A 21,889-nucleotide genomic window follows, 5' to 3' on the forward strand; every position below is an offset into this window, starting at 1 on the left:
TTGAGACGCGCGGTCTCTTTTCTGATTGAGGCGCACGGCCGTGCGCCTCTTCTATTATATTATGCGAAGGCAGTTATCTCTTCTTCATAGGGAGCGGCTATGGCTCCTTTTATAGCCGTAGCGGCAGCTATAAGAGGGCTGGCCAGGATGGTACGTGCTCCCTGTCCCTGGCGTCCTTCGAAATTCCTGTTAGAGGTTGACACACAATACTCTCCTGCCGGAATTTTATCGTCATTCATGGCGAGACAGGCAGAACAACCGGGCTGGCGTAACACGAAACCGGCTTCTTCAAATACTTCCTTCAGGCCTTCTTCTTCGATCTGTCTGGCTACCTGTTGGGAACCGGGAACGATAAGGGCATTTACATTGGCCGCCTTTTGTTTTCCTTTGATATAATCGGCCGCTATACGGAAATCCTCGATACGGGAATTGGTACAACTCCCGATGAATACGTAATTAATCGGTTTGCCCAGCAGGGTTTCTCCTTTTTCAAATCCCATATATTTCAGCGATTTCTCAAAGGAAATATCATTCAGTTCCGGAATGTGCCCGTCTATTTTGATACCCATTCCCGGGTTGGTTCCGTAAGTTACCATTGGCGCAATATCTTCCGCATCAAAAGAATATTCCTTATCAAACACGGCACCTTCATCGGTCTTAAGTGTTTTCCAGTACGCTACTTTTTTGTCGAACTCTTCTCCTTTCGGGGCAAATTCTTTTCTTTTTACATAAGCAAAAGTGGTTTCGTCCGGCGCTATCATACCGCCACGGGCCCCCATTTCTATACTCATGTTACATACGGTCATCCGCCCTTCCATGCTCATATTCTCAAAAACATCACCGGCATATTCCGCAAAATACCCGGTACCGGAGTTGGTCCCGAGTTTGGCAATGATATACAGGATAACGTCTTTGGGAAGTACGCCTTTGCGAAGCTTTCCGTTAACGTTGATCCTCATTTTTTTAGGTTTGCTCAACAACAGGCACTGGCTGGCAAAAACCTGGGCTACCTGGCTGGTACCGATACCGAATGCGATGGTACCGAAAGCACCGTGAGTAGAGGTGTGGCTATCCCCGCACACCATGGTCATTCCGGGTTGGGTAATCCCCAGTTCCGGTGCCATAACGTGAACAATACCCTGGTATTTGTGGCCCAGTCCATAAAGCGTTACCCCGTGTTTTTTACAGTTTTCCGTTAACTGTTCTACCTGGTTCCTGGAAAGGGCGTCCTGAATAGGCAGGTGCTGATTAAGCGTAGGCACGTTATGATCTGCAGTGGCCACGATCTGATCGGGACGGAAAACCGGGATGTTCCTTTGCTCCAGTTCCGCAAATGCCTGGGGGCTGGTTACTTCGTGGATCAGGTGTTTGTCTATATATAATATTTGTGGTCCATTCTCTACAGAATCGACCACATGGCTATCCCAAACTTTATCAAATAATGTCTTCTTCATTCGTTTTTTACTTTAGTTGCATGCAATGAGCAGGTTGTGCGTTCAGGGGATTTAAGATTGTTGTGCTTTACAAAAGGATGTTATAGTTAGTTTTTTTTATTATGTTTTTGGCATTCCCTTAAACTGCCCTTGCTTCTGTTATTTTACATACATGCATTATTTCATGTATATCCTGATCTATGACTTCTTTTTTCCTGTCGGCGAATTTCAGGAATTCCTGGTATACATCATCCAGTTGAAGTTTGGTGAGCTCGTATCCTACTTTTTTAGCCCTGTAAGCCAAAGCAGCACGACCGCTTCTTGCCGTAAGTACGATGGCAGATTCGGTTACGCCTACGTCGGCCGGGTCAATGATTTCGTATGTTTCCCTGTTTTTGATCACCCCGTCCTGGTGAATACCGGAACTGTGCGCAAAAGCGTTGGCGCCGACAATAGCCTTATTGGGCTGTACGGGCATACCCATACTTTCGGAAACCATCCGGCTGGTGCTGTAGAGTAATCTGGAATTAATGTTGGTATCGAGATCGAGGGTAGGATGCTGGCGAAGGATCATCACTACTTCTTCCAGGGAAGTATTTCCGGCACGTTCACCGATGCCGTTTATGGTACATTCTATTTGTCTTGCACCGTTGATTACTCCGGATATGGAGTTTGCCGTGGCCAGACCGAGATCGTTATGGCAGTGGCATGAAAGTATTGCTTTTTCAATACCCTTTACATTTTCTTTCAGGTATTTTATTTTGGCGCCGTATTCTTCGGGCAGACAATACCCGGTGGTGTCCGGTATATTGAGCACAGTGGCTCCGGCCGCTACAACCGCTTCACAGACTCGTGCAAGAAATTCGTTATCCGTACGCCCGGCATCTTCGGCATAAAATTCCACATCGTCCACAAAAGTCCTGGCATAAGCTACCGCACTGACCGCTCTTTCGATGATCTCCTCCCGGGTTGCCTTGAACTTGTGGGTTATATGGGAGTCTGAAGTACCGATTCCCGTATGAATACGAGGTCTTCTAGCAAATTTCAGGGCTTCGGCAGCAACTTCAATATCTTTTTTAACCGCCCTGGTGAGTCCGCATACTGTTGCATTTTTCACTATTTTTGCTATTTCGACGACCGATGTAAAATCTCCGGGGCTGGAGACGGGGAATCCGGCCTCTATGACATCCACCCCAAGTTCGTCCAGACGCTCCGCAATTACCAGTTTCTGTTTGGTATTCAGTTTGCATCCGGGCACTTGTTCGCCATCCCTAAGAGTGGTGTCAAAGATTTGTACTTTTTCTTTACTCATGTCAAATTATTAGGCTTAATTTTATTATTCTAATACGAATTTATATTTTGCAAATTCAAACAAAGGATTTCAGTTGTAGTGCTTTACAATGCTTAACAAAAAAATATAAAACTTAACAATTTGATAACTAGGTTTTTAATATCAGTTTTATTACAATGACAAATGCACAAAAAGATTCGTTGTTTGTTTTGATAAAATCGCTTTCCAAGTCTGAAAAGAGACAATTCAAACTATATGTTAATCGATTAGGAGTAAACGCGGATGCCAAATTTCTCGCACTTTTTAATCTTCTGGATAAAATGCACGATTACAGTGAAAAGGAAATTTTAAAGAGCGGGATCGTCAAAAAGCAACAATTATCCAATCTGAAAGCGCATTTGTATAAGCAGGTCCTGGTGAGTCTCCGGTTGAACCCGGTGAACCAGAACATAAGAATACAGATTCGCGAGCAGATGGATTTTGCCACCATACTCTATCACAAGGGCTTGTACCGGCAAAGTCTGAAAATATTGGAAAAGGCCAAGCAACTTGCCATCGAGAACGAAGAGAAGAACATCGCTTACGAGATCGTTGAGTTCGAGAAGATCATCGAAACCCAGTATATTACACGAAGTATGAGTGGCCGGGCCGATGAACTTGCCGTACAGGCCAAGGAACTGAGTATGCAAAACGTTGTCACCAGCAGGTTGTCTAATCTGTCTCTGCAACTCTATGGCATATTGCTCAAGGCGGGCTACGTAAAAAGTGATGAGGAAAATCAGCGTATTACGGAATACTTTTATTCCCGATTACCCAAATGTAAACTGGAGGATCTCGGTTTCCGGGAAAAACTGTGGTTGTACAAGGCGCATTTGTGGTACAGCTTTCTCACACAGGATTTTCTTTCCTGTTTTAAATACGCCAGTAAACTAACAGACCTGTTCTACGAGAACGAACAGATGATCTACCTGAACCCGGTATATTACCTCAAAGGGAATAACTACCTGCTGGAATCGCTTTTTATGCTTAAGTACAAAACGCAGTTTAAAGTAGTCCTGAACCGCCTGGAGCAAACTATTGCTTCCAACCCGTTCCCGAAAAACGAAAATGTTTCCTCACTTTGTTTCTTATACATCTATATCAACAAACTGAACCTGCATTTTATGGAAGGTTCTTTTAAGGACGGACTTTTACTTGTAGATGATATTCTGAAAGAGTTAAAGATACACAGGGATACTACAGACGAACATCACGTTATGGTGTTTTATTACAAGATCGCGTGTATGTATTTCGGTAACGGAGATAATAAAATGTGTATCACTTATCTGAAGAAGATCATAGATAATAAAAACCTGACCATGCGCGAGGACCTGATGTGTTTTTCCAGGGTACTCAGCCTGGTGGCACATTATGAAGCGGGAATGGATTATCACCTGGATGTGCAGCTAAAGAGCACGTATAAGTTTTTATTGAAAATGAACGACCTGCATGAGGTCCAGAAGGAAATGATAAAATTCCTCAGGAACCTGGGTAATATTTATCCGCACGAACTCAAAAAGGAATTTAAAAAACTTCATGCCCGTTTTAAAGAACTGGACAATGATCCTTACGAAAGAAGAGCTTTTCTGTATCTCGATATTATTTCCTGGCTGGAAAGTAAGATAGAAGACAAGCCGGTGGGGGTTATTATACAGGAGAAGGCAAAAAAACTGGTGCGGTAATAGGACAATGAGATAATGTGCCAATTTGGTAATGTGACAATTCAATAATGAAGTTAAAAGGATTAATAATTTCTTCCCCTCGAGGGGAAGATGCCGTAGGCAGAGGGAGTGTAACATAAGAGCAAAACCTATGATAGAGATCAGAGAGGCCTCTACGGGAGACATCCCGATAATTCAGCAGATAGCCAACCACACCTGGCCGGATACATTTAAGGATATACTGACGGAAAAACAGATAGCTTATATGCTGGACATGATGTACAGTACGGAAGCATTAGCGGAACAGATGCAACAAAAGGGGCATCGTTTTTTCCTGGCTGCAGAAGGGGAGGCCTACCTGGGCTTCCTGTCTTGTGAGACCGGCTATAGAAGTATCCCGAAAACCAAGATACACAAGATCTATATCCTGCCGGAGACACAGGGAAAAGGTGTGGGGAAGAAACTTATTGAGAAATGCAGGCAAGTGGCTGCAGAGAAAAAAGATGCCATATTGTCCCTGAATGTTAACAAATACAATCCGGCCATTGGGTTTTATGAGCGAATAGGATTCAAAAAAACTGCCGAAGAAGTTATTTCCATAGGTAACGGTTATGTCATGGATGACTTTGTTATGGATTGGGATATTGCCGAATAAAAAGTATTGCGGACGCGGTATATAATCGGGATATCAGTTGACAAAAAACACTCCGGGATTTTCAAAGTCCGGAGTGTTCCAATATCTTAAATCCGGAAAACATCCAGGAGCCTTGAAATCTCAGAGCACACATCTGATCATTATTCTTCCATAGTGTGATAGACATTCTGAACATCATCGTCTTCCTCTATTTTTTCCAGCAGTTTTTCAATGTCGGCCACCTGTTCGGGATCCAGTTTTTTGGTTACCTGCGGAATCCTTTCGAATCCGGAGGACAAAATTTCTATCCCGCGGCTTTCCAGTTCTTTCTGTATGGCACCGAAGCTTTCGAAAGGGGCGTAGATAAGTATGCCGTCATCATCCATAAAAACCTCTTCGGCACCGAAGTCAATCATCTCCAGTTCCAGTTCTTCTATATCCATACCTTCGGCATTGATGCGGAAGTTGCAGGTATGGTCAAACATGAATTCTACCGAGCCACTGGTACCCAGGCTGCCATTACATTTGTTAAAATAGCTTCGTATATTGGCCACTGTCCGGTTGTTGTTATCCGTGGCAGCTTCTACCAGAACCGCTATTCCGTGCGGGCCGTAGCCTTCGAAAAGCACTTCTTTGAAATTTTCGGTATTTTTGTCGGAAGCTTTTTTTATCGCACGTTCTACGTTGTCCTTAGGCATATTGGCCGCCTTGGCGTTCTGGATTACAGCCCTCAGGCGTGCATTGGCCTCCGGGTTGGGTCCGCCTTCCTTTACCGCAATTACGATATCCTTACCAATACGGGTAAAGGTTTTGGCCATGGCGCCCCACCTTTTTAATTTCCGTGCTTTCCTGAACTCAAAAGCTCTTCCCATAAATATAATGCATTATTAAGTTATGTACTTTTTGTTGTCAATCGTACAAAAATATAAAGTTCGTTTTTATTGTCCAATTTATTTAGCGGACTGTTGTTTTTAAAGTATTTTAGAGCTCTTTTTTGTTTCTCTATCTCTTCGCGAACTCTTGTCAGTCTCTATAAAACAATGCCTGCCATTCTATCAGGAAGCATTGGTATGCACTAACAGGCTCAGCGGAGAATCGTACTTTTAATAACATCCGCCACTTCTATCTGGTATTGTTCCGGTAATTTATTGTCTTTCGGTAATACGGCGAGGAACCTGTCGATATTCCTGGTATAAACGTTTTTAAAAAGAGGGTTTTTAAATCCGAGTTCTTCCGAAATTTCCCGGATAAACTCATCGTGGTGTATGAGGTCGCGGCTACCGAGGTGATAGATTCCCGATTTATGCCGGTTCAGTAAATAATGTACCTGCTGCGCTACTTTATCGGCACTGGTGACGTTCATTACCAGGTCCGGAAAAACTTCGTAGGCTTCCCTGTTTTGCAGGTATTGTTTCAGTTCATTAAGCCGAGGAGAGTTCGGGCCGAAGACCATGGGCATACGGGCTATAACATATTGCCATACGGGTAGCCGGAGAAACATGTTCTCTATTTTTATTTTAAATTTCCCGTAAATACTTTCCGACAACGTCTTGTCGTATTCGTAAGAGGGGAAATTACTAAAAGCATCAAAAACATTGGCCGAAGAGAGGAATATAATACGAATGTCCCGCTTGGCTATAAGGATTGTAATTTCCTTGTGCAGGGCTACCTGTTCTTCAAAATTACCGCGAAGGGCAGATATGATACAACTGGGTTTTACGGACTGAATAATAGATTCTATCGGGTCGGTTTCCAGGTTGAAATGCAAAAAGTGCTGGTTGTCCGCATAGGAAGTATTGGTAAAATAGGTGCCATACGTATCGTAATAGGGGCATAGCTCCCTGTAGAGGGTGCCTCCTATAAATCCGCTTGCTCCTAATATCAATATCCTTTTCAAAGTTATTTGGTATTTGGTATTAAAATATAGACAGTCCTGTTTTTGTGGTAAACATTTCCAGGGCCTGCATTCCCAAAAGGGAGTTTCCTTTTTCGTTGAGTCCGGGAGACCAGGTGGAGATACAGTATTTTTCCGGATGTACGGCAACAATACCTCCGCCTACACCACTTTTTCCAGGCAGGCCTACTTCAAACGCAAATTCTCCCGCTTCATCATAAAAACCACAGGTAAGCATCACGGCATTAATCCTTTTTGCCTGGCTCGGGGTCAGGAATACTTTGCCGGAGGCATTTTTACCGGAATTGGCAAACATATAAAATGTTCTTGCCAGTTGCCTGCAGGTCATGGATAGGGCACATTGGTAAAAGTAGAAATCCAGTACATCTTCGACCTTATTGTTCATATTCCCGAAGGACTTCAAAAGATTGGCTGCGGCAGCATTGCGAAAACCGGTAGCTTTTTCCGAACGGGCTACAGCTTCGTTATAGTTAATAGAATCGTCTTCTGCAAGTTCTCTCACGTAATTTAAGAAATCTTTCTTAGGATCGGAAAAGTGGGACAGAAGAATATCACTGATAACGATGGCCCCGGCATTGATAAACGGATTTCTCGGAATGCCTTTTTCCAGTTCCAGCAAGGCCAGGAAATTAAAAGGATTTCCCGATGGCTCTACATCGACCCGTTTCCACAGATCGGTTCCGACGAAATTCAGTGCTTTCGCCAGGGAGAGCACTTTGGATATACTTTGTATGGAAAACGGAACATCAAAATCTCCCGTACCGTGTTCTTCTTTATCCAATGTCAGGAGATAAAGGCCGAAACGACCGGTATCCACTTTCTGAAGCTCCGGGATATAGGAAGCTACGGTACCCTTTTCCGGGGTGCCTTTTAATGTAACGTGAATTTCTTCCAGGATATCCTGATACTTCATTACTGTTGTTTTAGTTTCTATAAATTTTGGCCACGGAGACACGGATAATTTTTGAGATAACTATTAATATATCCGTGGCAAAACAGACTTTTATTCTGCCAGAAACCTATGGATTTCTATTCCGTATTTAATTTCCTTTTTCACAGAAGACCGATTACAGCTTTACCACATCATATCCGTCTTCCCGATATTTTTACTTCTTGTAAAACGGCAATTTTACCACAGTTGCTGGAACAGCTTTCTTTCGTATCTGTATTTGAACGGTATTTCCGGCTCCGGCCAATTCCGTGGGGACATAACCCAACCCAATACCTTTACCGAGGGAAGGAGACATCGTACCGCTGGTTACATTTCCTATAACCTTACCTTCTCCGTTTACAATGTCGTAGCCTTGTCTCGGAATACCTTTTTCCGTAAGCTCAAAAGCAACAAGCTTTTTCTTTACACCATCTTCCTTTTGTTCCTTAAGTGCCCCGGCATTTACGAAATCTTTGGTGAATTTAGTAATCCATCCCAGTCCTGCTTCTATGGGAGAGGTGGTATCGTCAATATCATTGCCGTACAGGCAGTATCCCATTTCCAGCCGGAGCGTATCCCTGGCCGCCAGTCCGATGGGCTTGATGCCAAAACCGGCACCTGCTTCAAAAACTTTATCCCATACCTGTTTTGCATCTTCATTCTTGCAGTATATTTCAAAACCGCCGCTACCTGTATAACCGGTAGCAGAGATTATAATGTCCTTTGCCCCGGCAAATTCGCCTGTTACAAAACTGTAGAACGGGATAGCTGACAAATCAACAGGGGTAAGTGACTGCATGGCTTCTACGGCTTTTGGCCCCTGAATGGCCAGCAGGGAATAATTATCCGATATGTTTTCCATATCCACACCGAAGCTGTTTTGCGATGCTATCCAGTTCCAGTCTTTTTCTATATTAGAAGCATTTACGACCAGGAGATATTCTTCCTCATCGAGTTTATAAACGATAAGATCGTCGACTATACCGCCTTTATCATTGGGCATACAGCTGTATTGTGCTTTGCCAATGGTAAGCCTGGAAGCGTCATTGGAAGTTACTTTCTGAATAAGGTCCAGCGCCTTGTTTCCCCGGAGAAGAAATTCTCCCATGTGGCTTACATCAAAAACCCCTACACCGTTTCTGACGGTTTCGTGTTCTGCGTTAACCCCTTCATATTGCACAGGCATGTTATAGCCTGCAAAAGGTACCATTTTGGCCCCAAGAGCGATGTGTACATCGGTCAGTGCTGTATTTTTCATGTAGATCTGTATAATTGCGTTAGTGTGTAAACTGATTTTAAACGACTTGTTGTTATTACCACCGGGAAAAAAACGCCCGCCGGAAAAAACGCTGCTAAAATATTCAAAAAATAGGGAGTAGTAAAAGAAAGTAGGAGGGAATATGTGCGATTGTGTTATAGAAGGGTTGCACGGGCGTGCAACCCCTTATAAGAAAACCAGTACGTTTGGTCAAAACTCAAAGTTAAATCCTTTCTCCGTAAGCTTTTCATAGATATTAGGATCGAATTTGTATAACTGTGCCGCCCGGTGCGATACATCTGTCTCTTTTTCGTCCAGTGGCACCAGGAGTTTCATGCGGAGGAATTTGCGGCGGAAATTGGGTTTGTCCATTTCCACCCCCAGGATTTCTTCGTAGAGGTGCATCAATTGCAATAAGGTGAATTTTTCGGGAAGCAGGTTAAAGCCTACAGGGGCCTGCCTTACCCTTCTTTTTAAGCGTTTGAGGCTTACTTCCAGGATATCCGCATGGTCATAGATGAGTTCCGGAACGTCCTTTACTTTATACCATTTAACGGCAGAAGCAGTAAAACCGGGAGTCAGACGATAATCTTCCTTTTTGATAAGGGCGTAATATCCTATGGTGATAACCCGGCTAAGGGGAAACCTTTTAGGACTGCCAAAAGCTTTTAGCTGTTCCAGATATATATTGTCTATTCCGGTCAGTTCCCTTAAAAGCCTGTATGCCGCGTTGTCTATGCTTTCTTCTTTCTTGATCCACCCTCCGGGCAATCCCCATTTCCCTTTGCTTATCCCTTCGGCATGCTGTACCAGCAACACTTCCAGTTCCCCTTCATTAAATCCGAATATAGTGCAATCAATGGTTACTGTATCTACAACATCTTCACTGTCCATCTCTTTTATAGATACGGAATCAATGGCTTTTTTATTCATTTGTATCTTTTGTTTAAGTTAAGTTCTGCGCCCGACCAAAACAGGCCTCAAAGTTCCTGTTTTTCCCGGTAAGAGGAAAGGGGTAGAGAGACTATTATCAATAGGGTTATAAATATCTCATTTTTTTGGTAATTACAAAAATTATATTACAAAATATTGCAGTATTAAAAATTATTAAGTACACTTGTGGTCAATATAACTATAATGTATAAGTAATAAAATACACGAGGTATAACTATCTGTATTAGATCAGGTTATTTGTTTCTTTCGGAAGAGTACGGACCATTTAAGAAATACAGTATAGATATCAATAGTTTTTTCAATTACAATCAAACCAAGATACGCTTATGAAAAACCGATGGAAGCTGGCAGTATTTGTTCTTATTGCAGGGTGGAGTATGCCTGCAGCAGCACAATTGCAAAATACGGGTATCCTCAATGAACCGCCCGATATCAGTAAAGATTTCGAAAATTATAAAAACACCTTTTACGTAGCGGAAGAACTGGCATCCTTCGATCCGGGAACTGCTACGGGTACCATAAAGTATAACCGGTATAATTTTGCTACACGCCAGGCTTTTAACAACATGCTTTCCCGCCTGGAAAAAGCCAAACCCAATGAATTTCCGACTACCGAATATGCGGTTTCCCCCGAACTTCCGTTCCGGATACAATTTGTAACGGACAGGACTATACGACTTCGCATGAGCTCGGGGCCGGATTTCCGGAAGGAAGAAGAGTCATTAATGCTGGTAAACGGTACCGCACCTTCGGACATGCAATCCTGGAAGTACAGCAAGATAGCAGGAGGACATAAATATACCAGTGAACACGGGAGTGTGGAAATACTGCAAAATCCGTGGCATGTGAATATTTACGATGCCGGTGGCAGGTTATTGACCAGTACCCTGCATCCGGAGGATGTGGAGAATACCTATACCCCGGTAACGCCTTTTTCCTTTATCCGGAGAGCAGAGGATTATTCCAGGAGTATGGCTGCCGTTTTTTCCATGTCGCCGGAAGAAAAGATATTCGGTTGCGGGGAATCCTTTACCCAGTTCAATAAGAGAGGGCAAAAAGTAATACTGTGGACAGATGATGCCAACGGGGTACAGAACGAAACCATGTACAAACCCGTTCCCTTTTATATGAGCAGCAGGGGATATGGCGTATTCATGCACCACTCCACACCTATAACCGTGGATTTCGGTAAATATTTCAACGCGGCAAACAGTATGATGATAGGAGATGACGAAGCCGATATCTTCCTGTTTATCGGGGAGCCGAAGGATATACTGGACGAGTATACTTCACTTACCGGAAAAGCGGAAATGCCACCCTTGTGGTCTTTCGGTTTTTGGATGAGCCGCATTACCTATTTTTCGGAAAAGGAAGGCCGAGAAGTAGCTAAAAACCTGAGAGAGCATAAAATTCCAAGCGATGTTATCCATTTCGATACCGGGTGGTTTGATGTGGACTGGAGAAATAATTACGAATTTGCCCAAGACCGTTTCGAAAATGCGGAAAAAATGATCGCGGACCTGCAGAATGATGGTTTTAACATATGTCTCTGGCAACTCCCGTATTTTACGCCAAAAAACACCTTGTTTCCGGAAATAGTAGAGCAGGGGCTTGCCGTAAAAGACAGGAAAGGCAATATACCATATGAAGACGCCGTACTCGATTTTTCCAATCCCGAAACCGTGCGTTGGTACCAGGATAGGATCGCCGGGTTATTAAAACAGGGCGTAGGTGTCATTAAAGTGGATTTCGGAGAAGCCGCTCCCGCTTCCGGTCTGTATCATTCCGGCCGGACCGGGTTTTACGAGCACAACTTGTACCCGTTGCGTTATAACAAAGCGGTGGCCGAGGTGACCAAAAGAGAAAAGGGATACACCCTCATCTGGGCACGGAGCACCTGGGCCGGAAGCCAGCGGTATCCGCTCCACTGGGGTGGAGATGCCGCTACGACAAATACGGCTATGGCCGCGACATTACGGGGAGGATTGTCCTTAGGATTAAGCGGTTTTACCTTCTGGAGTCATGATGTAGGCGGATTTGTCACCAGGTCCCCGGAAAACCTTTATCGCCGCTGGACACCGTTCGGGATGCTCACTTCCCATGTCCGGAGTCACGGAGAACCTCCGACGGAGCCCTGGGAATACGGAAATGACTTTCTGAAAGATTTTCGCGCGGCAGACAATATGCGGTATGAACTCATGCCCTATATCTATGCCCAGGCCAAATACAGTTCGGAAAAAGGGCTGCCTATGTTAAGGGCCATGTTTGTGGAATATCCGGATGATCCGGGTTCCTGGCTGGTGGACGACCAGTATCTTTTCGGTTCGTCTATGCTCGTTGCCCCGTTATTTGAAGATGTAACCGAAAGGGATGTATACCTTCCCCCGGGAAAATGGATCGATTACCAGACCCGGAAAGCCTATGAAGGCGGGTGGCATCGTATGGAAGCGGGAGACATTCCCATTGTAGTATTGGTTAAGGACGGGACGGTACTGCCACATATAGCCCTGGCACAATCTACCAAACACATGGATTGGAACAAATTAGACCTGAAAGTTTATTCCACTAAGGACAGCGCCGAAGGAAAGGTATACCTTCCGGAAGGAGAAGAGTTAAAAACCGTAAAGGTATCCAAACAGGGGAATGATTACGTTCTGGAAAACGATCCGTACGGAGGAAAAGTAAAGTGGAATATAGGACAGCCTTAAATTCAGTTTAAACAAGCTCTAAACGATATTTCAGGTCGGGAAGTCTGGTAGCAACCATATTTCCCGGCCTTGTTATTTTTAAAAGGAGGGCTCCCGGTTTTAAAATTTAAAAGTATAACTCCAAATCTAAAATCGTTATTACGGAATCTGAAAGCAGATAATTGAACTCGTTTAAACTTTTTTGATTGAAGCGAAAAATAGAGATTTTTGTTCCAAATTTTGGATTTTTTGCTCCCGATAATTATCGGGAGCATAGCAGAGCTACGGAGTAATAAAAAGGCAAAATTTGGGGCAAAAAGATCATTTTGCAGCCAATTGGAAAAAGTTTAAACGAGTTCATTGTATATTTGTTCTGTTTTTATGACAAAAATGTAAAATCACAACATCGTTTTTGTCGGAAACGGACAATAAACAACAACACTAAATATACTTATGACTTTAATAAAATCCATTTCCGGAATACGGGGAACGATAGGAGGAGCCCCGGGAGACAACCTGACACCTATAGACGCCGTAAAGTTTGCTGCGGCTTACGGAACCTGGTTAAAGGAAGAAAACCAGGGTAAAGAAAGACTTAAAGTGGTCATAGGAAGGGATGCCCGGATATCGGGGGAAATGATACAGGGACTGGTTATTCAAACCCTTACCGGCCTGGGAATAGATGTGGTAAAACTCGATTTGTCCACCACACCGACGGTAGAAGTTGCAGTGCCCCTGGAGCATGCGGACGGAGGAATAATACTCACGGCCAGTCATAACCCCAAACAATGGAATGCCCTGAAGCTACTCAATCATAAAGGAGAATTCCTCAATGCTGCACAAGGAGCTAAAATACTGGAACTTGCCGAAGCCGAGACCTTTGAATTTGCCGATGTGGACCATCTCGGAAAAGTGACATTGAACGAAGCATATATAGATATACATATAGACGAAGTACTAAATCTTTCACTGGTCAATACCAGAGCCATTAAAGAAGCGCGGTTCAGGGTTGTTGTAGACGGCGTTAACTCTACCGGTGGGATTGCCATTCCCCGGCTGCTCGAAAGGCTGGGAGTAGAGGCTATAGAACTCTATTGCGAACCTAACGGGCATTTTCCACACAATCCGGAACCATTAAAAGAACACCTTACGGACATTTCGGAGCTGGTTGTCAAAGAAAAGGCTGATTTCGGTATTGTGGTTGATCCCGATGTGGACCGCCTGGCTTTTATGAGTGAAGACGGTGAGATGTTCGGCGAAGAATATACCCTGGTAGCCTGTGCAGACTATGTGTTGGGCAAAACTCCCGGCAATACGGTGTCTAACATGTCCTCTTCAAGAGCATTGCGGGACATCGCCGAGAAACACGGCGGGGAATATCGTGCCAGCGCCGTAGGTGAAGTGAACGTAGTGGAACTGATGAAAGAGACCAATGCCATAATAGGAGGAGAAGGTAACGGGGGAATTATTTATCCGGAACTGCATTACGGCAGGGATGCCCTGGTTGGCGTGGCCCTTTTCCTGTCGCTCCTGGCAGAGAAAAAGATCCCCGTAAGTGAACTCCGGGCCGGTTATCCTTCGTATTTTATGAGTAAAAAGAAAATACAGCTTACACCGCAGATCGATGTGGATGCCATATTAAAGGAAATGGAAGAAAGATATAAAAACGAAAATATATCGACTATTGATGGCGTTAAGATCGATTTTCCCGAAAACTGGGTACACCTCAGAAAATCGAATACCGAGCCGATTATCCGGATCTATACCGAGGCAAAAACCCAGAACGAGGCCAATAGGCTTGCAGATAAAATAATATCCGAAATAGAAAACCTCGTTTCTGTAGAATAATAAACAGGCTTAAAGTATGACTAAAGAACTTCCTATACATATTGTTGAAGAACAGGATTTTGATGAAATTGTAGAAGTGTGGGAAGCTTCGGTCAGGGCTACTCATGATTTCGTGAAAGAAGAAGACATTACATTTTTCAGGCCTTTAATACGGGATACGTATTTAAAGATGATGGACGTAAAGTGTATCCGGAATGAAGAACAGGATATCGTGGCCTTTTTAGGAGTTTCCGGACCGAATATAGAAATGCTTTTTATCCACCCGGAGGCCAGGGGAAAAGGTTTGGGAAAGAGACTCCTGCAATACGCGGTAGCGGAAATGCACACGGATAAAGTAGATGTCAACGAAGATAATGTACAGGCCGTAGGTTTTTATAAACATATGGGATTCAAAACAGTGGACAGGTCGGCACTGGACAGTACCGGAAAACCATATCCCATAGTACACATGGTGCTTGATAAAGCATAAATTTACGGCTTAATAATATTTAAATCATGGTAACAACAACGGAAGAATCCAAAATATTCCGGACGGAACTGGAAGCGTATTTTAAACCGTTCCGGGACAATATCGTTGGAATTGACCAGGAATTCGAATCGCCTTACGGGACAAAACCAATAGTATATACGGACTGGACGGCAAGCGGCCGTTTATACCGGCCTATAGAGGAAAAGTTATTGCGGGATTTCGGTCCTTATGTAGCCAATACCCATACCGAGACCACGGTATCCGGAACGGCAATGACGCTGGCTTACCATGAAGCGAGAGATATCATTAAGAAGCACGTAAACGGGAAAAAAGACGATATACTCATCACCTCCGGAAGCGGAATGACGGGAGTTATTAATAAATTTCAGCGTATCCTGGGGCTTAAAGTACCGGAAAACCTACGGAAGCATACCACTATTCCGGATGATCTGCGCCCCGTGGTTTTTATCACTCATATGGAACACCATTCCAACCAGACATCATGGCTGGAGACCGTGGCTATTGTAGAAGTGATCCCGGCAGATGACGAAGGGCTGTTTTGCATGGAAAACCTGTTGGAGTTGCTGGAAAAGCACCGGGACAGGCCGTTGAAAATAGCTTCGGTAACGGCATGCAGTAATGTAACAGGGATACGAACTCCTTACCACGATATAGCGAAAGTAATGCATCGTCACGGCGGGGTGTGTTTTGTGGATTTTGCCTGCTCCGCACCTTATGTAGAAATAGATATGCATCCTGAGGAAGAAGAAGCTTCACTGGATGCCATTTTCTTCTCCCCCCATAAGTTTTTGGGAGGGCCCGGTACTTCGGGAGTATTGCTGTTCGACAAAAAATTATATAAAAATATGATCCCCGATTCTCCGGGAGGCGGAACGGTAACCTGGACGAATCCCTGGGGAGAACACAAATACATAGAGAATATCGAAGAGCGGGAGGACGGGGGAACCCCAGGATTTTTGCAGGCTATTAAAACAGCTTTATCCATCCGGTTAAAAGAGCAGATGGGCGTAAAGAATATTCTGGACAGGGAACATGAGATACTGGAACAGGTGTTTAATTTCCTTTCGGACGTACCTAACGTTAACTTACTGGCGCCACAGCACAAAGACCGTTTGGGGGTGTTGTCTTTTTTTATTGACGATCTTCATTATAATCTTGGCGTAAAACTACTAAATGACCGCTTTGGTATACAAACCCGGGGTGGGTGTAGTTGCGCCGGTACGTACGGGCACTTCCTGCTGCATGTAGACCAGGAAACCTCCAATAAGCTGGTAGAAGAAATAACACTGGGCGACCTGATAAAAAAACCGGGCTGGATACGCATGTCCATTCACCCTACACTAAGCTGTGATGAAATCCGGTATGTGTGCGAATGTATCCGGGCACTTGCCGAAAATCATAAAGAATGGGCCTCGGATTATATTTATGACAAGTCCAGGAATGAGTTCCTGCACAAATCCCATAAAACAGATACCAAAGCGCAGGTAAAATCCTGGTTTGAATTCTAGGAAATTGTAGCTAAAAGGAAAACAATGGGTTGGGCGTGTGTGCTTCCCCCATGATGCTGTCCATTTCCTTTACGATCTCCGGATGTTTTTCCGCGATATTGTGTTTTTCTTCCGGGTCTTTACCGAGATCATACAGTTCCAGCGGCGCATTATTATCTTTTTTCACCTGTAGCCGTACCGCTTTCCAGTTTTGTTTACGTACGGCCTGTTTGCCGCCCTGTTCGTAAAATTCCCAGTAGAGGTACGGATGTTCGGCTTGTTTTCCTTTTCCCAGTAATTCGGGGACAAAGGAAATTCCGCTGCTATTGGCGGGTAATTTCTTTACACCGCCCAGTTCCGCCAATGTAGGCATTACATCCCAGAAGGCACCGATATGATCGCTTACCTGCCCGGGTTTTATTTTACCGGGCCAGTGTGCTATGAACGGTTCGTGTATTCCGCCCTCGTACACATCCCGCTTCACGCCTTTATAAGGTCCGCTGCTTTTAAAGAAAGCCACGTCCTCCATGGTACGGCCTCCTTCTATATGCGTACCGTTATCGCTGGTAAACAGTACCAGGGTATTTTCATCAATGCCCTTTTCTTTCAGTAGTTGTGTTATACGGCCTGTATATTGATCTATACTGCTAACCATTGCGGCATAAGCGGCTTTAGGATAAGGTTGTCCTCCATAATGCTGACCGTCCGCCCAGGGCTTTTCCGGCATAAAACGGCTTTCGCCCGACGCATTGAGATAGGGCTCCATATATTTTTCCGCGGTAATAAGTTCCGCGTGAGGTATGGTAAAAGCCAGGTAAAGAAAGAAAGGCTTGTCCTTCGGTTGTTCTTCTATAAAGCTCAGAGCTTCTTCCGCAAATATCTCATTGCCATAACTTCCTTCGGGAGTGTCGAATTTTTCCAGTTTACCATTTCGTATACGCCATAGCGAATCCGGGCGTTGGTAATGGGCATCAACATGATGGAGATGACCGGTAAAGTAATCCCAGCCTTTCCTCTGAGGTACACCGGGGGTGCCTTCTACACCTAGTCCCCATTTACCGAACATAGCGGTAGTATATCCTTCTTTTTGCAAGAGTTGCGGAATAATCGTATCCGTTTCCCTTAACGGATATTCCCCGTTACCACGGATATGGACTACTCCTGTATGTTGCCCTGTCATAAGGCTGGCACGTGAAGGGGCGCAGACGGTACTACCGGCATAGAACCGGGTAAACCGCATTCCTTCGGCTGCCAACCTGTCTATGTTAGGCGTGAGAATATGTTCTTGCCCGTAACAACCCAGATCGCCTATCCCCATGTCATCGGCAAGAATAAAAATAACATTGGGTACGGATTCCGCAGGCGGGATATCCTGTTCTTTTGTATTTGATTTAGTATTGCACGAACTCAGTAGTACACAGATACATAAATAAGATATAACCGTATTTACTTTAAGGAATTTCATAATAATGATTGATTTCCCTAAAGATAGAAATAAAAAATGTGTTCGAAAACCTTTTACAAGTTATTCCCGGAGCAAACGCATAAAAAATTAAATCTGTGATTATCAATACTATTTGATATCGTTTTTTTGCTCTGTGTTCCCGCATAGCTATCGGGATCGTGCTTCTCCGTGAAACTTTGCGTAATAGCTATAACGCAGAGACACACAGAGACTTACACAGAGATTCACGGAGATATTGAACTGCTTATTATTCTTAATGCGTTTGCCCTGAGGTTATTCCAGGAATTTGGCTTTTAATTCGGGTGTAGGGATCATACACTGATCTTTTTTACCATACCATTTATAGCGATTACTTGCAATAAAATCATACATCCGGTCCCTGAGCGAAACAGGGAGGATATATTCAAATATTCTTAGGAAAGGCCATCCGCCCCCCAGTTCGGAAGCGATGTCAATAGCAGCCTGCGATTTGGTGTAATAAGCCACCCCCGGTTCTATAAGCACTATAGAGTCGGTTTTTACCGGATCAATACCACGTTCTGCCAGTAATTTTTGCCCCGCTTCACTTTGAAGCGAAGCAAAACGAAAAACGTCCTTTTTGTCCCTTTTAATTACGAATTGTACGGAACTGTTGCAAAGGTTACAAACCCCGTCAAAGAGGATGATTTTCTTATTTTTTTCCAATGTATTCATAGAAAATCAAAGGTACGGCAAAAAGACGGGAGATACGACATACTCATATTGGGATTTTGGTTGTAAAGCCAGGGCAAACGCATTATGCGTGGAACAGCTGATAAAGTGAGAATGTGACTATGAGATAAAGGAGCTTGGGAAATGAGAGAATAGACTTAAACAGTTTCTTCGATGGATGAAAATTGTAGGAATGATCAGGATACGAGGTGTCCTTCGGCTCCGCTCTGTACAACCTGCAACTTGTAACCTTGAACTATTTATAATTTCATGATGCGTTTACCCTGGAGTAAGGCCTCGGGTCCTGTCAACAATATAATTTTTCCGTAAATTTGTGCGAAACCCCATTACTTAAACAGACGTTAAACCAATAATTATGGCCGAACTCATCCGAATTTATGAAGAAAATCCCAATACACGAGAGGTACACAAAGTTGTTAATATATTGAAAAAGGGAGGGTTGGTTATCTATCCTACGGATACTGTTTACGGACTGGGATGTGACATTACGAATTCAAAGGCCCTGGAACGCATAGCCAGGATCAAGGGTGTTAAGCTGGAAAAGGCTAATTTTTCCTTTATATGCGCGGATCTTAGTAATTTGTCCGATTATGTTAAGCAGATCGATAATTCCACCTTTAAATTACTAAAGCGTGCGCTGCCGGGACCGTTTACCTTTATCCTTTCCGGAAGTAATAACCTGCCCAAGGATTTCAAGAAAAAAAAGACGGTGGGTATCCGTGTGCCGGGAAACAATATTGCACTGGCCCTGGTCCGGGAATTGGGTAACCCGATTGTATCGACTTCCATATACGACGAGGACGAACTACTGGAATATACAACCGATCCGGAGCTTATCTATGAAAAATGGGAAAACCTTGTCGATGTGGTTATAGACGGAGGGTACGGTGACAATATAGCCTCTACCGTTGTAGACCTTACCGGAACAGAACCGGAAGTAATGAGGCAGGGGAAAGGGAACCTCGAAGAAATACTGTGAATTTTGTTTTAGTACATGACAAAAATTGAATTTTGATAATCCCTCTCCCGAAAGTCCCGATAATTATCGGGAGGGGTTAAACTGATTTTCCGATCAAATTGTGCAAAACCGTTTTTTGTCATGTACTAAGGAATTTTATATATTTTACATGTCCCCGATCTTCTTCAGGGTATATTCAATAAGGTCTTCCACAAGTTTTTTAGGGTCCGGGGCAAAAGTACCGTCGGCACGATTGGCAATTATGGCATTGAGCGATATGGCTTCGTGTCCCAGTAACGCGGACAGGCCATAGATGGCAGAAGTTTCCATTTCCAGATTAGTTACTTTGAGCCCCAGGTGACTGAAACTGTCCATTTTACCATTTAGTTCCGGATCCTGCAGGGGTAACCGTAAAACCCGTCCCTGTGGTCCGTAGAAACCGCCGGCTGTGGCGGTGAATCCCCGATGTACTCCTTTTTCTCCGAAGTATTCCAACAGCTGTTTGCCTGAGGATATTACCAACGGCCTGGATTTGTATATGCTCCACCCGGTATGGGTTATAAAAGCTTCTTCTATTTCGGGATGCGTAATTGCCGCTGTATGATAGGAGTGTAGCATACCATTAAGATCCAGTGCAAAAGAGCTTGCAAGAAAAGAACCTACGGGGATCTCGCTTTGTAAAGAGCCGGATGTTCCTACACGAATAATTTTCAGTGAACGAAGTTGTTCCTTTACAATACGTTTTTCCAGATCTATATTAACGAGTGCATCTAACTCATTAAGCACTATATCTATATTGTCCGGACCTATTCCCGTAGAAATAACCGTTAGTCTTTTCCCTTTATAGGTTCCGGTCTGTGTTTTGAATTCCCTTTTTTGGGTCGTAAATTCCACCTTGTCAAAATGCCTGGTGATTTTATCCACTCTATCCGGATCTCCGACAAAAATGATGGTATCCGAAATGTGTTCGGGTTTGAGATTCAGATGGTATACACTACCGTCCTGGTTGAGTATGAGTTCGGATTCGGATATTTTGTTCATAAGCAGTAAAGATAAAAAACAAAAAGAAGGACTCCAAAGCCCTTCTTTCCGGTTCTGTTGTTTTATTTCGGGGGGTATTACAACTTCAACAACCTTGCTGTGTCTTCGTGATACAGAAAGCTGTATTTTTTAGTTCCCCCGAGGTATATATCGTCTCGTTTTATAAAGGGATAATAATTTTGTATTTTATTCAGGACATCTTTGCCCATAGGACTCAGTTTTACAGGACTAAATGACTGGAAAAGAGGTTTTATGCTATCTATCAGTCTGTAATATTGTAAATCTCCGAATCCGTAATCACTCTCATTTTTAATAAGTGTTTCTACGAATTTCTCCCTGGATACTATCTTTTTTTTGCTGGCAATATCCAGTATGCTGTTTTCCAGATGGTTCAAGCCGTTTTTGACCGTAGGAAACCTGTGAAGGTGAAGGGCAATCGCATCGGTGAGGTAGGGAAATTGGGAAGAATTGAATTTGGAGAAGGTCTCAAGTCGTAGAGGGGTATCGCTGCAGTAAAGTTGCCAGATATAATCAGCGTATTCTATATCGTCTTGTGTGAGTTGTGTTCTGGCATCAAATAATTTTATCAGCTGCTCGTTGGTGTGGTTGGTCAGGATAAAGGGCTTATCTTTTTTCTGTTTTTTACAGACCAGGGAGACTTGTGCACCCTTTCGGTGTTTTTTCAGCCAGCTCACCACCGCAATCATGTTTATCTGGCAAAAGAGGTCTTCGTCAAACCAAAGGACTATTTCTTCCTGGGTTTTCTGATTACAGAGACGTCTGTACTCTTTAAGGGTAGCCTCTATGAAGTTTGTTTTGGTGACCTTATAATTTTTGTTCAGGAATTCAAAACGGGTCTTCCAGAAAGATTCACTTCCTACTTCGGTCATGGTCCTTCCTTCACAGAGCATTTCCCTCCAGGTAATAATTTCCCCTTCCAGCTTTAATTCCTTTAGGTGGGAAGTAAAGCCATCCCCATTGGTAATGTGTAAGGTTGTAGTCATTTCAAGGTTTATTTAGATTAGCCAAAAATTTGTTTTTAATATATGAACCTAAAACCACTTATAAATTATTGAAAATAACATC

18 protein-coding genes are annotated in these 21,889 nt (G+C 43.6%); 7 read left to right on the plus strand and 11 right to left on the minus strand.

All coding sequences use genetic code 11. The features are described 5' to 3' along the window. Positions 1–59 precede the first annotated feature (59 nt). Together leuC and ACVBDY_RS10025 are read right to left on the minus strand one after the other, a co-directional pair. Complete coding sequence (gene leuC, locus ACVBDY_RS10020) at positions 60–1,454, minus strand: 3-isopropylmalate dehydratase large subunit (protein ID WP_447175336.1); 1,395 nt, start codon at positions 1,452–1,454, stop codon at positions 60–62. Positions 1,455–1,572: 118 nt separating this feature from the next. Further along, entirely contained in the window at positions 1,573–2,745 is a 1,173-nt protein-coding gene (locus tag ACVBDY_RS10025; protein WP_447175337.1) for a 2-isopropylmalate synthase, read from the minus strand. Between the two features lie 155 nt (positions 2,746–2,900). Between ACVBDY_RS10025 and ACVBDY_RS10030 the strand changes: the two genes are divergently transcribed. Beyond that, the gene (locus ACVBDY_RS10030) at positions 2,901–4,445 is read left to right on the plus strand and encodes a hypothetical protein (protein ID WP_447175338.1); all 1,545 of its coding nucleotides are present in this window, start codon (positions 2,901–2,903) and stop codon (positions 4,443–4,445) included. Positions 4,446–4,575: 130 nt separating this feature from the next. Continuing rightward, a complete protein-coding gene (locus ACVBDY_RS10035; RefSeq protein WP_447175339.1) occupies positions 4,576–5,079 on the plus strand; it encodes a GNAT family N-acetyltransferase in 504 nt (167 codons plus the stop codon). A gap of 140 nt (positions 5,080–5,219) precedes the next feature. Here the strand turns inward: ACVBDY_RS10035 and ACVBDY_RS10040 are convergent, their stop codons facing one another. From ACVBDY_RS10040 to ACVBDY_RS10060, 5 genes are all read right to left on the minus strand, one after another. Further along, on the minus strand, positions 5,220–5,930 hold the full coding sequence (locus ACVBDY_RS10040) for a YebC/PmpR family DNA-binding transcriptional regulator (RefSeq protein ID WP_447175340.1): 711 nt from the start codon (positions 5,928–5,930) through the stop codon (positions 5,220–5,222). 212 nt (positions 5,931–6,142) lie between these two features. Beyond that, positions 6,143–6,955 (minus strand): sugar nucleotide-binding protein, encoded by an 813-nt coding sequence (locus ACVBDY_RS10045; RefSeq protein ID WP_447175341.1) that lies wholly within the window; start codon positions 6,953–6,955, stop codon positions 6,143–6,145. A 19-nt stretch (positions 6,956–6,974) separates the two neighbouring features. Next, a complete protein-coding gene (locus tag ACVBDY_RS10050; RefSeq protein ID WP_447175342.1) occupies positions 6,975–7,886 on the minus strand; it encodes a glutaminase in 912 nt (303 codons plus the stop codon). A gap of 193 nt (positions 7,887–8,079) precedes the next feature. Then, complete coding sequence (gene gcvT / locus ACVBDY_RS10055; RefSeq protein ID WP_447175343.1) at positions 8,080–9,162, minus strand: glycine cleavage system aminomethyltransferase GcvT; 1,083 nt, start codon at positions 9,160–9,162, stop codon at positions 8,080–8,082. Between the two features lie 210 nt (positions 9,163–9,372). Then, the gene (locus ACVBDY_RS10060) at positions 9,373–10,095 is read right to left on the minus strand and encodes an NUDIX hydrolase (RefSeq protein ID WP_447175344.1); all 723 of its coding nucleotides are present in this window, start codon (positions 10,093–10,095) and stop codon (positions 9,373–9,375) included. Positions 10,096–10,442: 347 nt separating this feature from the next. Here ACVBDY_RS10060 and ACVBDY_RS10065 point away from each other — a divergent pair, with 347 nt between their 5' ends. From ACVBDY_RS10065 to ACVBDY_RS10080, 4 genes are all read left to right on the plus strand, one after another. Beyond that, positions 10,443–12,824, plus strand: a complete 2,382-nt coding sequence (locus ACVBDY_RS10065) for a glycoside hydrolase family 31 protein (protein WP_447175345.1) — start codon at positions 10,443–10,445, stop codon at positions 12,822–12,824. 432 nt (positions 12,825–13,256) lie between these two features. Beyond that, entirely contained in the window at positions 13,257–14,651 is a 1,395-nt protein-coding gene (gene glmM, locus ACVBDY_RS10070) for a phosphoglucosamine mutase (RefSeq protein ID WP_447175346.1), read from the plus strand. Positions 14,652–14,667: 16 nt separating this feature from the next. Beyond that, positions 14,668–15,120, plus strand: a complete 453-nt coding sequence (locus ACVBDY_RS10075) for a GNAT family N-acetyltransferase (protein ID WP_447175347.1) — start codon at positions 14,668–14,670, stop codon at positions 15,118–15,120. 26 nt (positions 15,121–15,146) lie between these two features. After that, complete coding sequence (locus tag ACVBDY_RS10080) at positions 15,147–16,649, plus strand: aminotransferase class V-fold PLP-dependent enzyme (RefSeq protein ID WP_447175348.1); 1,503 nt, start codon at positions 15,147–15,149, stop codon at positions 16,647–16,649. A 10-nt stretch (positions 16,650–16,659) separates the two neighbouring features. Here ACVBDY_RS10080 and ACVBDY_RS10085 read toward each other — a convergent pair whose 3' ends face one another. Both ACVBDY_RS10085 and ACVBDY_RS10090 read right to left on the minus strand, forming a co-directional pair. Then, positions 16,660–18,093 carry an arylsulfatase gene (locus tag ACVBDY_RS10085; protein ID WP_447175349.1) on the minus strand — a complete coding sequence of 478 codons (1,434 nt, stop codon included), beginning with the start codon at positions 18,091–18,093 and terminating at the stop codon, positions 16,660–16,662. Positions 18,094–18,366: 273 nt separating this feature from the next. Beyond that, complete coding sequence (locus ACVBDY_RS10090; protein ID WP_447175350.1) at positions 18,367–18,786, minus strand: thiol-disulfide oxidoreductase DCC family protein; 420 nt, start codon at positions 18,784–18,786, stop codon at positions 18,367–18,369. 373 nt (positions 18,787–19,159) lie between these two features. Between ACVBDY_RS10090 and ACVBDY_RS10095 the strand changes: the two genes are divergently transcribed. Then, positions 19,160–19,783 (plus strand): L-threonylcarbamoyladenylate synthase, encoded by a 624-nt coding sequence (locus ACVBDY_RS10095; protein WP_447175351.1) that lies wholly within the window; start codon positions 19,160–19,162, stop codon positions 19,781–19,783. Between the two features lie 144 nt (positions 19,784–19,927). Here ACVBDY_RS10095 and ACVBDY_RS10100 read toward each other — a convergent pair whose 3' ends face one another. Both ACVBDY_RS10100 and ACVBDY_RS10105 read right to left on the minus strand, forming a co-directional pair. Further along, entirely contained in the window at positions 19,928–20,803 is an 876-nt protein-coding gene (locus tag ACVBDY_RS10100) for a nucleoside phosphorylase (protein ID WP_447175352.1), read from the minus strand. Positions 20,804–20,880: 77 nt separating this feature from the next. After that, on the minus strand, positions 20,881–21,807 hold the full coding sequence (locus ACVBDY_RS10105; protein ID WP_447175353.1) for a DUF1835 domain-containing protein: 927 nt from the start codon (positions 21,805–21,807) through the stop codon (positions 20,881–20,883). Positions 21,808–21,889: the final 82 nt, after the last annotated feature.

This window comes from Sinomicrobium halophytocola (assembly GCF_052983395.1).

Coding starts and splice junctions, on each gene's coding strand:
- leuC (WP_447175336.1), bottom strand. CDS start 1,454: ATGAAGAAGACATTATTTGATAAAGTTTGGGATAGCCATGTGGTCGAT.
- ACVBDY_RS10025 (WP_447175337.1), bottom strand. CDS start 2,745: ATGAGTAAAGAAAAAGTACAAATCTTTGACACCACTCTTAGGGATGGC.
- ACVBDY_RS10030 (WP_447175338.1), top strand. CDS start 2,901: ATGACAAATGCACAAAAAGATTCGTTGTTTGTTTTGATAAAATCGCTT.
- ACVBDY_RS10035 (WP_447175339.1), top strand. CDS start 4,576: ATGATAGAGATCAGAGAGGCCTCTACGGGAGACATCCCGATAATTCAG.
- ACVBDY_RS10040 (WP_447175340.1), bottom strand. CDS start 5,930: ATGGGAAGAGCTTTTGAGTTCAGGAAAGCACGGAAATTAAAAAGGTGG.
- ACVBDY_RS10050 (WP_447175342.1), bottom strand. CDS start 7,886: ATGAAGTATCAGGATATCCTGGAAGAAATTCACGTTACATTAAAAGGC.
- gcvT (WP_447175343.1), bottom strand. CDS start 9,162: ATGAAAAATACAGCACTGACCGATGTACACATCGCTCTTGGGGCCAAA.
- ACVBDY_RS10060 (WP_447175344.1), bottom strand. CDS start 10,095: ATGAATAAAAAAGCCATTGATTCCGTATCTATAAAAGAGATGGACAGT.
- ACVBDY_RS10065 (WP_447175345.1), top strand. CDS start 10,443: ATGAAAAACCGATGGAAGCTGGCAGTATTTGTTCTTATTGCAGGGTGG.
- glmM (WP_447175346.1), top strand. CDS start 13,257: ATGACTTTAATAAAATCCATTTCCGGAATACGGGGAACGATAGGAGGA.
- ACVBDY_RS10075 (WP_447175347.1), top strand. CDS start 14,668: ATGACTAAAGAACTTCCTATACATATTGTTGAAGAACAGGATTTTGAT.
- ACVBDY_RS10080 (WP_447175348.1), top strand. CDS start 15,147: ATGGTAACAACAACGGAAGAATCCAAAATATTCCGGACGGAACTGGAA.
- ACVBDY_RS10085 (WP_447175349.1), bottom strand. CDS start 18,093: ATGAAATTCCTTAAAGTAAATACGGTTATATCTTATTTATGTATCTGT.
- ACVBDY_RS10090 (WP_447175350.1), bottom strand. CDS start 18,786: ATGAATACATTGGAAAAAAATAAGAAAATCATCCTCTTTGACGGGGTT.
- ACVBDY_RS10095 (WP_447175351.1), top strand. CDS start 19,160: ATGGCCGAACTCATCCGAATTTATGAAGAAAATCCCAATACACGAGAG.
- ACVBDY_RS10100 (WP_447175352.1), bottom strand. CDS start 20,803: ATGAACAAAATATCCGAATCCGAACTCATACTCAACCAGGACGGTAGT.
- ACVBDY_RS10105 (WP_447175353.1), bottom strand. CDS start 21,807: ATGACTACAACCTTACACATTACCAATGGGGATGGCTTTACTTCCCAC.